Below are 13,308 nucleotides of genomic sequence, written 5' to 3' on the forward strand. Positions count from 1 at the left end.
ACCCTTTTAGTATACTTTTAAACCTGCCCCATTATTTTTATTCAAAAAAATAATGGGGCAGGTGCTTTATATTTAGTGCATTGCCAAAATTGGCAAACCAATCACTGTCCGATTCCGCCCTTGCTGCTTAGCGGCGTAAAGTGCATTATCTGCTGCCTTTAACATATCCAGCGATTTAGCAGAAGATTCCGGCACAACGCTCACCACTCCGATACTCACCGTGACAAAATTTTCCACTTTTGAAACAGAGTGTAAAATTTGCAAATGCGCGATTTTTGCGTGTATGCTGGCAGCCAGCTTCTCCGCGCTTATTTGATCTGCACTGGGCAGCAATATCACAAACTCTTCCCCACCAAAACGCGCAGTACATGCTCCCGGTGCATCCACACAATCTCTCAGCGCTTTCGCAACTTGTTGCAGACACGCATCTCCTTCTACGTGACCGTAGGTATCATTGAATTCCTTGAATACATCAATATCAATGAGCAACATGGACAAGGGTTGCCTGGATCGCAATGCATCTTCCCACTCATTAACCAATGTTTCATCAAAGCAGCGTCGGTTTGCAATACCAGTCAAATTATCAATATTACACATTACTTCCAGTGTGCGGTTTAACACTTCCAGTTGCTGCTCCCGCTCTTTGCGAATATCCATTTCCATCTTGAGCCTGAATGCAGCCCGAACCCTTGCACTCAGTTCAATGGCGTTAATCGGTTTACTGATAAAGTCAGTAGCACCAGCAGCAAAAGCGCGCTCCAGAAATGAAACTTCGCCGCTGATTGACACCATAATAATAGGGATATCCTTAAGTTGATGCACAGCCCGGATATGCGAGATAGCGTCTATGCCATTCATTTCCGGCATCATAACGTCCATCAATACCAAATCCACTGGTGAATTCTCGCTAACAATCTTGTCAAACACACCCAATAAATTTAAAGCGTCATGTGCTGAAGAGCATGACAAAACGTCCGTATACCCGATAGCATGTAACAACATCTCAAGCGAGTGACGTGCGATTTCACTGTCATCAACAATCAATATTTTCATGTTTTCTATCAACACAATACTTAAATTTACCCTATAAAAACAGCAAGTAATAAATATTCGAGAATCTTTACAAATCCAGATTTACCTCATGCGTTTGCAAAACTAATTCAATCTGGATTCATCCCCAATCTTGCCTTTTTCCAGATCAATCAGGATATTTTTCCCCTCAAGAACCGTCGCACAAGCCAGTAAAAAAAGTTCAATGAATTCATTGCGTTCATCTTCAGGCAATTTGCTCTGCTGGTTGAAGGTACCAAACATGGAATCGTGAAAAGAAGCAACGTACAAAATCTGCTTTTTGATTTCTTCTTCGTTGAAATAGTCTTGCTCTGCCGCACCAACAATAATGACAGGTTCATCCATTTTTTTTCTTATTTCTTCGAACAAATGCCGTATATATTCTGCAGCGCTTTGACGACCTTTATCATCCGCCAGTGTCACCTCCAGACTGACTTGTTGGCCAGCCTTTGTTTTCAGCATAATTCGTTTTTCTACAGGTTCTGCTGGAGCAGCAAAAGGGTTAATAATCATGGTTATTTCCAATAATTCAACAGAGCAAATTGTAACATGCACAAGCACGCAAACTGCCACAGGGTAATACCATATTCAAAAAGCAAGCGTATACTGAACAACCAAACTTTATCTGACGCCCCTTATCCAAGCAGGAGAAATCGTGAGTATAGCTTACTGGTGTATTTTAGTTGCCGCCCTGATCCCATACCCGATTGCGATGTTAGCCAAAGCAAAAGCCGGCTACGACAATCACGCACCTCGGGAATATCTTGCAAAGACAGATGGTTATAGAAAACGGGCAAACTGGGCACAATTCAACGCATTTGAAGCATTTCCCGCTTTTGCTGCGGCAGTCATCATTGCACAACTGCAACACGCACCCCAAAGCACCATTGATATGCTTGCAGTAGCCTTCATCGCTTTTCGCATTCTGCACGCGAGCTTTTACATACTGGATAAAGCCACTTTGCGTTCTACTGTCTGGGCACTTGGTTTTTCATGTGTCATTGCTTTGTTTGTCATTGCCGGCACTCAATAACCTGCAGAAAAATAGTAACTGGCAACATCGTGGTTTACTATTCCTTTAGCTTCATTATTTATTTTTGCCGACGTATTCTCACACGTTGCAAACCTGTGGACAATACTTGCCACTGATGCAACATCAGACCGCATAAAATACATACTGTCCCAATCCACACCGCGGACTGAATTTTCTCCCCGTTCAACACATGTCCCAACATCAGCGCACTAACAGGTGTAATCAAGGTAATTAAAGCTGTCTGACCAGCTTCCAGCCGCTTTATGATATAAAAATACAGGTTAAACCCTACAACCGAACCAAACACGCCCAGATACACAATCGACCACCCAGCTCTTGGAACAAGCGACACCGGCACAGTACCATCTACCAGCGCCCAGCTTAATGCAAATAATGGAACTGCCACTATAAGTGCCCCGCTAGTCACGGATAATGCAGGTAAATCCGCACCGATTCGCTTCACCCACACCAGACTCACCGATTGCAGCACTACTGCCAGCAATACCACACCAACGCCGGCCCCCACGTGTACACCAACACTTAAACCTGAACCAAAAATAGCCACTAGTCCCAATAATCCAAGCAATGCGCCTAAAACTTTATTCAGCGTAAAGCTGCGCTCATTCAACCAGAAAGCCGCTGTCAAACTGGTTATAATCGGTTGCAAACCAAATAGCAGCGCAATCAATCCTGATGGGATATAAAGCGCGCCCCAATATACGCAGGACATTGCACCAAAAATGCCTAACCCACCTGCAAAATAGGTCAGTCTGGCTTCTCGATAAAGCGGAAGCTTCACCCTGAAAACCAGCATTAATAGTAAGCAAATCACAACGCCAATCATCATACGCGCAGTAACGGCAAATAAAAATCCGTTACCTTCAGTACTCCACTGAATGGCAAGCGGTGTCGTTGACCAGATCAGAATGATAGACAAATAGGCTACTGGCACTGACATCATTTTTTCCTTGATGCAAAATAAAAAAGGCCACAGAAAATTTTCTGTGGCCTTTTTAGAATTTTACTGAGAACGTTACTTCAACTTAACGCATCCAAATGCCACAGATCATGTTTACCCACCCACACTCGCAGCATGGGTCGAATAGATACACATTTATGCATGGAAATTGAATTCATAATTGATATTCTTTACTGAAACGCGCTGTATGTCAAATAAATATTCTGGCTAAATTATAATTGTGGGTATCAGACTGTCTCGGCAGGCAAGGCTATCTTGTGATCTACGCTGAACTGATAGTCTTGAAAAACATGCTCTGCCGACAAAATCTGATAGCTTCCATCAGCTAATTGATGCGTCGTATCCTTTAAACGATAGGTGTAATGCCCGCAGGTCCAACAATCAAAATTGCGCATGTGCGTACATAAACAGGTTTTATCTTTAACAGATATATTTTTGCCATCAGGATGCTTTACCAATTCACGATTATAGGCATCAATGTAGCTGCAATGGCCATGACCATCCAGTAAATAACCATAAGCTTCACAATTTGGCTGAATACCCGCACCTATGGATGGACTATTTTTCAGCATTCGCATCGGATAGCCCGTTGGCGAAATTTCGTTGACTTCAATGTTATCTTCGCTCGTTTTAAAATACTCTTGCTGCACCTTGGCTGGCAGCCCACACTCCTTGGTCACCGTAAATCGGGTTGCCACTTGCACGGCAGCCGAACCAGTATCCAGAAACTCCATGGCATCCGTGCCGGTAAATATCCCTCCTGCCGGAATAACGGGAATATGTATCCCTTCCTGAGCAAAATATTGATGTATTTCATTCACGATGGTTTTCAGATCATATTTAGCCCAATCCAGGCCGAAACCCAAGTGCCCACCGGCAAGCGGGCCTTCAACTACAACATAATCAGGCAGACGGTTTAAGCGCGCATTTTTACGCAAAAAAAGCTGCAAAGCTCGTAAGGATGAAACGATGATACCAAACTTCACATCGCGAAAGCGCGGATGATCCTGTACCAGGGAAAGCGAACCCAAATGCAAACCGGCACTTAATGTAATCCCCTCAATACCTGCGTCCATTGCCGATTCCAGACGCACCCGCAGCGTATCTTTCGGGCTGTTCATGGTGAGTTTTTCCATACAGTTGATGAATATCATGCCATCACCCCGCTTGGCTCCCATAGCCTGTCCTACATGTAACTTTGTGGCTTCTGCCAATTGCCCCAGGTCAAACTGAACAACTGATTTATCAGTATTATTGAAGTTATATTTATATTTTTTTTGCTTGTCTTTAACAAAGTGGGTCTTGAAACGACGATCTGAAACCGTTGGAACCATTGCATCCGAGATATGACCAACCCCGCCAAGCTTAGCTACGACCAGCGCAAGCTCCACAGTTGAAATATCTACACCCATACCGCCAATCATGATTGGCACCAACTCTTTCTTGCCAAATTTCAGTCTAAAATCATCTACTCGCTTCATACTATCCTCTCTGCAAAGGAAGGTTCTCTTCCCTCAAACTTCACTACAACAACCTTGAATACTGCAATTAAATTACCACTGACCAGAAATGATTTTTTCTAGCCAGAATAATCCTGTCACCGTTTTCACTTCACAAATTTCACCACTTTTCACCCTATCCATGGCTGTTCCAAAGGGTAGCTGGAAAATCTCAAGAAATTCATCTTCATCTGGCTGGAGCTTGCTAAAACTCAACCCTTTCGCCATATAATACACGAGTTTTTCATCCGAATATCCGATACAAGGATAGATTGTTGTGACGTATTGCCAATCTTTTGCAAGGTACCCCGTTTCCTCAAGGAGTTCTCGTTTCCCACAAGTAAGCTCATCTTCGCCAGGATCAATTTTACCGGCAGGAAATTCAATAAATTCCCTTCTTAAAGGGTACCGGTACTGTTTTTCCAATAGCACATCACCATTGTCCAACAAAGGAAGAATCACTACAGCACCTGGATGAACAATGTATTCACGACTAGCATGTTTGCCATTCGGCAAAACAACCTGATCTTCCTTTACATGAAGCAAACGACCTTCATACACCGTTTTTGTTGTTATCTGGGATTCTTCCAGTCTACTATTTTTCATAAAACAACGTTCCTGCAATGGCTCCAGATCTTTAAATCACATCTCAATGTTGGTTATATGGCTATATCCCGAAATACACAAGGGGCACAGGCTGATTACCTGTACCCCTCAAGATAATTCATACCAGGGAAATTTAGTTCAGACGCTGCCGCCAAAAGTAGCGGTAAACAAATCCAGGATAGGCAAAAACCAGAAAGAGGCAAAGTGTAACTGCATAAAATTCCCATTTTTGCTGATGCACAGGGCCCATTTTTGCTTCAAGAAAATAGGCCAGCGCTCCTACCGCACCATAGATAGCAAACCATTCCACAAGACGCCATCCAAAAGCCTTGAATCCGCTTTTAAAAGGGATAGCAAATAAAAATCGTTCGCTAACAAAAGGTAAATTTGCGGCTATCAGGCCGACTATAAGCAATGTTATGGTATTTAGGTTCACAGTGAATTTTCTATCGCATAAGCACACAGCGCCATCAGCGGCTGCGGCAAGATTCCCAACGCCAGCACGGCCAGGCCGTTGGCACTCATTAGTAAACGCACATCTGCTTCTGGCTTGATGGCATTCATATCATTTGGCGCATCAAAGTACATCAGTTTAATGATACGCAGATAATAAAATGCGCCGATAACTGACATCAATACAGCAAAAACAACTAACCAGATAAAGCCTGACTGAAGTGCTGCCTGCAGTACGGACAGTTTAGCGTAAAAACCAACAGTTGGTGGAACACCCGCCATGGAGAACATCAATAACAGCATGAGAAATGCATACCATGGACTGCGCTGGTTAAGCCCTTTGAAATCATCAAGGTTTTCAGCTTCAAATCCCTGCCGTGACATTAACATGATCATGCCAAATGAACCAAGACTCATCAGCACATAGACCAGTACATAAAACATTGAGGCACTGTAGCCGCCTAATGTACCGCTTAAAAAGCCCAACAACAGGAAACCCATATGAGAAATAGTCGAATAGGCCAGCATACGTTTCAAGTTGGTTTGTGCAATGGCAGTGATGTTTCCAATCGCCATGGACAATACTGCCATGATAATCAACATACCTTGCCAGTCCTGAAGCAAACCTTGCATACCCTGCACTAAAATGCGCATCACAAAAGCAAATGCCGCTATTTTAGGCGCACTGCCAATAAAAAGTGTGACTGCAGTTGGTGCGCCCTGATAGACATCGGGAATCCACATATGGAATGGCACCGCACCCAGCTTAAACGCCAGACCTGCGACTACAAAAACCAGTCCAAATACCAGCACTGTGCGGTTTTCCACGCCTTGTTGAATAGCCATGGAAACCTCGTTGATATTCAGACTGCCTGTTACACCGTAAAGCATGGACATACCGTATAACAACATTCCAGAAGCCAGCGCACCTAATACAAAGTATTTCATTGCTGCTTCTGTCGCAACAGCAGAATCTCGCTGCAAAGCCACCATCGCGTAAAGGCAGAGTGATAAAAGTTCCAGCCCCAAATACAACGTCAGAAAATGATTGGCTGAGATCATAATCATCATGCCCAGCATTGCAAACAATGCCAGCACAAAAAATTCGCCACGGTACATCCCACGCAACCGGATATATTCTCTGGAATAAACAAGCAAAATAGAAACAGTAAGATAAAGCATCAACTTCAGAATATCCGACATGGGGTCATCTACCACCATGTTACTGAAAGCATAAACCACGTTCTGCTGTGCTGTTGAGACGGTAATAAAAGCACAGATGAGCAGTGTTATTTGCGTCAGGCCGTAAGTAACAAAGCGATTTTTGTCGCTGATGAACAAATCAAGAATGAGGATAAAGGATGCTGCTGCCAGCAAAAACACTTCCGGCAAAACAGGTATCAAATTAGTTAAGGTAAAACTCATTTATTCATATTCCTTTAGCACTACGTCCAGTCTTTGTTCTTATCACAAGACATTTTACAGCTTGCTTTGCGCTACATGCACCAGCAAATTACTCACGGAACTATGCATCACCTCAGTGAATGGTAGTGGATACATACCCATGGTTAATACGGCGATTGCCAACAAACCTAATATAAGAAATTCCCGTCCGGAAATATCCTTCATTTCCTCAACGTGTTTTTGCGTGACATTGCCAAACACAACACGTTTGTACATCCACAAGGTATAAGCCGCTCCAAAAATCAGTGTCGTTGCCGCAAGGAATGCGTACCAGAAATTCGCTTGAAGAGCCCCCATAATCACCATGAACTCGCCTACAAATCCACTGGTACCAGGCAAGCCGGAATTAGCCATGGCAAACAGCATGAAAAATGCTGAAAATTTGGGCATTTTGTTAGCCACGCCACCATAATCTGAAATCTGGCGTGAATGGACACGGTCATACATGACACCGACGCACAGGAAAAGCGCAGCAGAAATGAATCCATGAGAAATCATCTGCACCAAAGCACCTTCCATACCATAGGCGTTAAATATGAAAAATCCTAAGGTAACAAAGCCCATGTGGGATATTGACGAATACGCAATCAACTTTTTCATGTCACCCTGGGCTAGCGCGACTAGACCAATATAAACAACAGCAATCAGTGACAGGGTAATCATGAATCCAGATAAAATATGGCTGGCATCGGGCGCAATTGGCATGGAGAAACGGAGGAAACCGTAAGCACCCAGTTTCAGCATGATCGCCGCCAATACGACAGATCCGCCTGTTGGCGCTTCTACGTGGGCATCCGGCAACCAAGTATGGACCGGCCACATGGGAACCTTTACCGCAAACGCCATGAAAAATGCCAGAAAAATCAGGATTTGCGGTATTTTCTCAATACGGAGTTCGTGATAATCCAGAATTTCAAAGCTTCCGCCTGACAAGTTGTACAGATAAATGAAAGCTACTAGCATCAGCAGCGATCCTAGCAAGGTATACAGGAAAAACTTGATAGATGCGTAGACGCGATTCGGCCCTCCCCAAACGCCAATCGCAATAAACATGGGAATAAGCATTGCTTCCCAGAATACGTAAAACAGAATGGCATCCAAGGCGGCAAACACACCATTCATTAACCCTGACATAATCAGGAACGCAGCCATATACTGTGCGACATTCTTTTGAATGACCTTCCAGCCTGCCAATACAACCAAGACTGTCGTAAAACTGGTCAGCAGGATGAACAACATGGAAATTCCGTCTACACCCAGATGGTAATTGATGTTAAATGATTCAATCCAGGGGCGCATCTCAGTAAACTGCATACCCGGATTAATCAGATCAAACTGAGTGTACAGTGGTATCGCAACAACAAAGCCTGCGATTGCGCCCAGCAAGGCAATCCAGCGTGCCAAAGCAGCATTCCGGTCACTTCCGGTTGCCAACACCAGCAATCCGGTCAGTATCGGAACCCATATCACCAAACTCAATGGAGGAAATCCAGCAATCATAGTTATCCTAAATTCTTGAAACGCAAGCACATACACTTGCAACAAACACGACACTCAGCATTTTGTTCAAATCCACAACCAGTGGTTTACCTCAATTTTTTACAAAAATTGCAACCAAAACAAACACGCCTATAATCATCGCGAATGCATAGTGGTAAATATAGCCAGACTGGAAATACCTGATCATTCTGGAACTCCAGCCAATTAAGCGGGCCGTTCCATTTACAAAAAATCCATCAATAATTTTTACATCGCCAATACGCCATAACACGCCACCCAACTTGCGCACACCCCCGGCAAAAAACCAGTCATTGAAAGCATCAAAACCGTATTTATTCTCTAGAATGATATAAATCAGACTAAAACGATCCTTCATCATTGCAGGGATATCAGGCCGTTTCATATAAAAATACCATGACACCACTACCCCTGAAAGCGCCAGCCAGAAAGGCAACGTCATTAATGAATGTAATGCCATAGCAAATGCGCCATGAAATTCATGGGTCAGTTCTTCCATCGCAGAATGCGCTTCTGAAATATGAATCACACCTTTAAAGTAGTCACCAAACAGCATCGGTTCGATTGCCATATACCCAATTACCACCGAGGGGATTGCCAGCATAATCAATGGCAAGGTAACGACCCATGGTGATTCATGCGGCACACCACCGTGACCATGCCCATGGTGATCATGGCCATGATCACCATGGGTATCAAATCGCTCTTTACCATGAAAAACCAGGAAATACATACGGAAAGAATAGAATGCGGTGACAAAAACGCCCGCCACCACCGCAAAATAAGCAAAACCTGAACCAGGCAAATGCGACAATCCTACTGCTTCTATAATGCTGTCCTTGGAATAGAACCCGGAAAAGAATGGTGTTCCGATAAGAGCCAGCGAACCAATCAAAGAGGTAATCCAGGTGATGGGCATGTATTTGCGCAGACCACCCATGTGACGAATATCCTGATTATGGTGCATTCCAATAATCACGGAACCTGCCGCCAGGAACAATAGCGCTTTAAAAAAAGCGTGGGTCATCAGATGAAAAATAGCCACTGAGTATGCAGATGCGCCAAGCGCGACAGTCATGTAACCCAATTGTGACAAGGTTGAATACGCCACCACACGTTTAATGTCGTTTTGAATAATACCCAGAAAGCCCATAAACAATGCCGTGATTGCCCCAATGACCATCACAAAAGACAAAGCCGTTTCTGACAGTTCAAACAAGGGTGACATCCGGGCCACCATAAATATACCCGCAGTTACCATCGTGGCAGCATGAATCAGCGCAGAGATCGGTGTTGGACCTTCCATGGAGTCAGGCAACCATACATGCAGTGGAAACTGCGCGGATTTACCCATAGCGCCGATAAACAACAAGATACAAATCACGCTCATCAGAGACCATTCCTGGCCCGGAATCAGCTGAATGGTATGTTCAGCCAACTCTGGTGCTCGCGCAAAAACAGCAGCATAGTCCAGCGTGCCAAATTGCCATAACACCATTCCGATACCTAACAGAAAGCCGAAATCCCCTACTCGATTGACCAGAAACGCCTTCAGGTTCGCATAGATAGCCGTTTGCCTGGTATACCAGAAGCCAATCAGTAAATAGGAAACAAGTCCCACCGCTTCCCAACCGAAAAATAGTTGCATGAAGTTATTGGCCATGACCAACATCAACATGGAGAAAGTAAACAGGGAAATATAGCTGAAGAAACGTTGATAACCAGGATCATCATGCATATAGCCGACGGTGTATATGTGTACCATCAGCGACACAAACGTCACCACTAGCATCATCATGACAGTGAGTTTATCGATTAAAAAACCGATCTCAAATCGTGTATCACCCGTCGTTAACCAAGTATAAACACTGCCATTAAAGGTATGCCCAGCCATTACATCCTGAAAAATTACCAGGGAAGCAACAAATGAAACGGCAACACCAATAATCGTTATCCAATGAGCGCCGGAACGACCGATAAATTTCCCAAACAGGCCAGCCACTATTGCTCCAAATAGCGGCGCCAGCGGTACCAATAAATACAGTTTTTGCATTTCAGTCATAGTTCAATTGCTCGACTTGTTTATTTTTCAGGGACAAAGTGTTATATCAACCTAACAGAGAAAATTTTCATAACGGTGAAATAAACGTCCCGATATTAGTGCTTCAAATGGTCTAGATCATCCACGTTGATAGTCCGCAGATTACGGAACAGCACCACGAGAATTGCCAACCCTATTGCAGATTCAGCTGCCGCAACAGTCAGAATAAAGAACACAAAAATCTGTCCGGATATGTCACCAAGATAATGCGAAAATGCAATGAAATTCATATTTACCGCAAGCAACATAAGTTCGATTGCCATGAGCAAAATAATGACGTTTTTCCGATTCAGGAAAATACCTACAACGCTGATCGAAAACAGGATCGCGCCAAGTACTAGATAGTGTGATAAAGACAACACCTGAATTCCCCTTGTAACCTGCTATTGACCGGTTTCGGCTGGAGCAATTTCTTTCTTCTCCGCCTTCATTGATACCAGACGAACCCTATCCTCTCGCCTTACAGCAATTTGCTGTGCGGCATCCTGAGATTTGGTATTTTTGCGACGGCGCATTGTCAAAGCAATGGCTGCCACAATCGCTACCAGCAACACTACAGCGGCAATTTCAAATGGATACACATACTCTGTATACAAGAGACGCCCCAATTCCTTGGTATTGCTGTAGCCTGCAGCATGCGTCTGCGGTGCTGGAACGATAGAAAGCCCAAAATGCTTACTGCCCAGCACTACGACCATCTCAAACACCATGAATACAGCGACAATCGCGGCTAGAGGCAGATAATTCCAGAATCCTTCACGTAATCTGTCCAGATTGATGTCGAGCATCATCACGACAAACAGGAATAACACCATCACTGCACCGACATAGACCAATACCAGCGTAATCGCCAGAAACTCTGCTTCCAACATAATCCAAAGTCCGGCCGCAGTAAAAAACGCCAGCACAAGAAACAATGCGGAATGCACAGGATTACGCGCTGTAATCACGCGCACTGCGGCAAACAGCAATATTGCCGAGAAAAAATAAAAAACAAATGTTTCAAAATTCATATTGATATCCTAAAAACCGCTTCAAACTTTAGCGATACTTTGCATCTGCAGCACGATCTTTTGCAATCTGCTCTTCGTGCTTATCGCCTACAGCTAACAGCATAGGCTTGGTGTAATACAAATCACCTCGCTTTTCTCCGTGGTATTCCAGTATGCGGGTTTCAACAATCGAATCAACCGGGCAGGATTCCTCACAAAAACCGCAAAAAATACACTTGGTCAAATCAATGTCGTATTGCGTTGTGCGGCGCGTACCATCTTCACGCTGTTCAGATTCAATGGTAATAGCCAATGCTGGACATACTGCTTCGCACAATTTACAAGCAATACAGCGCTCTTCTCCATTAGGGTAACGTCGCAATGCGTGCAGACCACGAAAACGCGGAGACTGAGGTGTTTTTTCCTCCGGAAACTGTACGGTAATTTTGCGCGCAAACATATGACGCCCAGTCAGAGCCATGCCTTTAAGTAATTCAGCCAACAACAGACTGCTTAAGAAATTTTTGATGCGGTTCATAATATTCTCTCCCGCTCTCAATGAAACAGATACGCATAAGGTGTCTGCATAGCGGCGCCAACCACCAGGATCCAGACTAACGTAATCGGTATAAATACTTTCCAGCCAAGACGCATGATCTGATCATAGCGATAACGCGGGAAAGTGGCACGGAACCATAAAAACAGGAACAAGACAAAAGCAATCTTGAACATAAACCAGACAAAACCAGGTATCCAGGTGAAAGGAGCAAATTCAAATAACGGTTGCCATCCACCAAGAAACATAATCGCTGTCAGGGTAGCAATGAGAATCATGTTGGCATATTCAGCGAGGAAGAAGACCGCAAAAGCCATACCGGAATATTCCACGTGGAAACCTGCGACAATTTCCGATTCGCCTTCTGCCACGTCAAAAGGTGCGCGATTGGTTTCAGCCACACCAGAAATCAAATAAACAATAAACAACGGAAATAATGGTAGCCAGTACCAACTAAATATACCGCCTTGCTGGCCATTCACGATATCGACCAGATTCAGACTTTGTGACGCCATCAACACACCAACTAGCGCAAATCCCATGGCAATTTCATAAGAAACGATTTGAGCAGCAGAACGCAAGCTACCCAGAAAGGCATATTTAGAGTTGGATGCCCAACCTGCAACGATGACACCATAGACACCCATGGATGTAATTGCCATGATATACAACAGCCCTGCATCCACATTGGCCAACACCAATTCCGGACTAAACGGGATCACTGCCCAGGCTGCCAGTGCAGGTGCAATAGTCAATACCGGCGCCAACACAAACAATATTTTATTAGAGCCGGTTGGAATAATGATTTCTTTGAACATCAGCTTCAGACCATCTGCGATTGGCTGAAGCAAACCAAATGGACCGACCCGATTGGGACCAATACGCACTTGCATCGCACCGATCACCTTGCGTTCTGCCAAGGTTAAATAGGCGACACCGATCATCAGTGGAGCAACGATTGCAACAATCTTGATGAGTGCCCAGACTGCCGGCCAGGTAAAGCCAAAGAGTTCTTGGAAAAATGCCATTATTAAAA

General features: G+C 44.2%; 14 protein-coding genes. 1 reads left to right on the forward strand and 13 read right to left on the reverse strand.

Annotated features, from left to right (window positions below):
* Positions 1–72: 72 nt before the first annotated feature.
* Together EDC63_RS03830 and EDC63_RS03835 are read right to left on the reverse strand one after the other, a co-directional pair.
* On the reverse strand, positions 73–1,053 hold the full coding sequence (locus EDC63_RS03830) for a diguanylate cyclase domain-containing protein (RefSeq protein ID WP_124947311.1): 981 nt from the start codon (positions 1,051–1,053) through the stop codon (positions 73–75).
* 102 nt (positions 1,054–1,155) lie between these two features.
* Complete coding sequence (locus EDC63_RS03835; protein WP_223248374.1) at positions 1,156–1,584, reverse strand: hypothetical protein; 429 nt, start codon at positions 1,582–1,584, stop codon at positions 1,156–1,158.
* Between the two features lie 142 nt (positions 1,585–1,726).
* Here EDC63_RS03835 and EDC63_RS03840 point away from each other — a divergent pair, with 142 nt between their 5' ends.
* Entirely contained in the window at positions 1,727–2,104 is a 378-nt protein-coding gene (locus EDC63_RS03840; protein ID WP_124947310.1) for an MAPEG family protein, read from the forward strand.
* 58 nt (positions 2,105–2,162) lie between these two features.
* Here EDC63_RS03840 and EDC63_RS03845 read toward each other — a convergent pair whose 3' ends face one another.
* The 11 genes from EDC63_RS03845 to nuoH all read right to left on the reverse strand — a co-directional run bounded on the left by EDC63_RS03845 (position 2,163) and on the right by nuoH (position 13,300).
* Complete coding sequence (locus EDC63_RS03845) at positions 2,163–3,062, reverse strand: DMT family transporter (protein ID WP_124947309.1); 900 nt, start codon at positions 3,060–3,062, stop codon at positions 2,163–2,165.
* Positions 3,063–3,310: 248 nt separating this feature from the next.
* Positions 3,311–4,564, reverse strand: a complete 1,254-nt coding sequence (locus EDC63_RS03850) for a nitronate monooxygenase (RefSeq protein WP_124947308.1) — start codon at positions 4,562–4,564, stop codon at positions 3,311–3,313.
* A gap of 72 nt (positions 4,565–4,636) precedes the next feature.
* Positions 4,637–5,188 carry an NUDIX domain-containing protein gene (locus EDC63_RS03855; protein ID WP_124947307.1) on the reverse strand — a complete coding sequence of 184 codons (552 nt, stop codon included), beginning with the start codon at positions 5,186–5,188 and terminating at the stop codon, positions 4,637–4,639.
* Positions 5,189–5,321: 133 nt separating this feature from the next.
* The gene (locus EDC63_RS03860; protein WP_124947306.1) at positions 5,322–5,624 is read right to left on the reverse strand and encodes a DUF2818 family protein; all 303 of its coding nucleotides are present in this window, start codon (positions 5,622–5,624) and stop codon (positions 5,322–5,324) included.
* Positions 5,621–7,066 carry an NADH-quinone oxidoreductase subunit NuoN gene (nuoN, locus tag EDC63_RS03865; RefSeq protein ID WP_124947305.1) on the reverse strand — a complete coding sequence of 482 codons (1,446 nt, stop codon included), beginning with the start codon at positions 7,064–7,066 and terminating at the stop codon, positions 5,621–5,623. Before nuoN ends, EDC63_RS03860 begins: the two co-directional genes overlap by 4 nt.
* A 54-nt stretch (positions 7,067–7,120) precedes the next feature.
* The gene (locus EDC63_RS03870; RefSeq protein WP_124947304.1) at positions 7,121–8,605 is read right to left on the reverse strand and encodes an NADH-quinone oxidoreductase subunit M; all 1,485 of its coding nucleotides are present in this window, start codon (positions 8,603–8,605) and stop codon (positions 7,121–7,123) included.
* A gap of 91 nt (positions 8,606–8,696) precedes the next feature.
* Positions 8,697–10,685, reverse strand: coding sequence for an NADH-quinone oxidoreductase subunit L (nuoL, locus tag EDC63_RS03875; RefSeq protein ID WP_124947303.1), 1,989 nt, complete (start codon positions 10,683–10,685; stop codon positions 8,697–8,699).
* 95 nt (positions 10,686–10,780) lie between these two features.
* Positions 10,781–11,086 (reverse strand): NADH-quinone oxidoreductase subunit NuoK, encoded by a 306-nt coding sequence (nuoK, locus tag EDC63_RS03880; protein ID WP_124947302.1) that lies wholly within the window; start codon positions 11,084–11,086, stop codon positions 10,781–10,783.
* A 21-nt stretch (positions 11,087–11,107) separates the two neighbouring features.
* Positions 11,108–11,737 carry an NADH-quinone oxidoreductase subunit J gene (locus tag EDC63_RS03885; RefSeq protein WP_124947301.1) on the reverse strand — a complete coding sequence of 210 codons (630 nt, stop codon included), beginning with the start codon at positions 11,735–11,737 and terminating at the stop codon, positions 11,108–11,110.
* Between the two features lie 28 nt (positions 11,738–11,765).
* The gene (gene nuoI / locus EDC63_RS03890) at positions 11,766–12,254 is read right to left on the reverse strand and encodes an NADH-quinone oxidoreductase subunit NuoI (RefSeq protein ID WP_124947300.1); all 489 of its coding nucleotides are present in this window, start codon (positions 12,252–12,254) and stop codon (positions 11,766–11,768) included.
* Positions 12,255–12,271: 17 nt separating this feature from the next.
* Entirely contained in the window at positions 12,272–13,300 is a 1,029-nt protein-coding gene (gene nuoH, locus EDC63_RS03895) for an NADH-quinone oxidoreductase subunit NuoH (protein ID WP_124947299.1), read from the reverse strand.
* Between the last annotated feature and the right edge of the window lie 8 nt (positions 13,301–13,308).

The organism is Sulfurirhabdus autotrophica (assembly GCF_004346685.1).
Lineage (GTDB): Bacteria > Pseudomonadota > Gammaproteobacteria > Burkholderiales > SMCO01 > Sulfurirhabdus > Sulfurirhabdus autotrophica.

Excerpts from the sequence above, each read along its gene's own strand:
- EDC63_RS03830 (WP_124947311.1), bottom strand. The coding sequence starts at position 1,053 with ATGAAAATATTGATTGTTGATGACAGTGAAATCGCACGTCACTCGCTT.
- EDC63_RS03835 (WP_223248374.1), bottom strand. The coding sequence starts at position 1,584 with ATGATTATTAACCCTTTTGCTGCTCCAGCAGAACCTGTAGAAAAACGA.
- EDC63_RS03845 (WP_124947309.1), bottom strand. The coding sequence starts at position 3,062 with ATGTCAGTGCCAGTAGCCTATTTGTCTATCATTCTGATCTGGTCAACG.
- EDC63_RS03850 (WP_124947308.1), bottom strand. The coding sequence starts at position 4,564 with ATGAAGCGAGTAGATGATTTTAGACTGAAATTTGGCAAGAAAGAGTTG.
- EDC63_RS03855 (WP_124947307.1), bottom strand. The coding sequence starts at position 5,188 with ATGAAAAATAGTAGACTGGAAGAATCCCAGATAACAACAAAAACGGTG.
- nuoN (WP_124947305.1), bottom strand. The coding sequence starts at position 7,066 with ATGAGTTTTACCTTAACTAATTTGATACCTGTTTTGCCGGAAGTGTTT.
- EDC63_RS03870 (WP_124947304.1), bottom strand. The coding sequence starts at position 8,605 with ATGATTGCTGGATTTCCTCCATTGAGTTTGGTGATATGGGTTCCGATA.
- nuoL (WP_124947303.1), bottom strand. The coding sequence starts at position 10,685 with ATGACTGAAATGCAAAAACTGTATTTATTGGTACCGCTGGCGCCGCTA.
- EDC63_RS03885 (WP_124947301.1), bottom strand. The coding sequence starts at position 11,737 with ATGAATTTTGAAACATTTGTTTTTTATTTTTTCTCGGCAATATTGCTG.
- nuoI (WP_124947300.1), bottom strand. The coding sequence starts at position 12,254 with ATGAACCGCATCAAAAATTTCTTAAGCAGTCTGTTGTTGGCTGAATTA.
- nuoH (WP_124947299.1), bottom strand. The coding sequence starts at position 13,300 with ATGGCATTTTTCCAAGAACTCTTTGGCTTTACCTGGCCGGCAGTCTGG.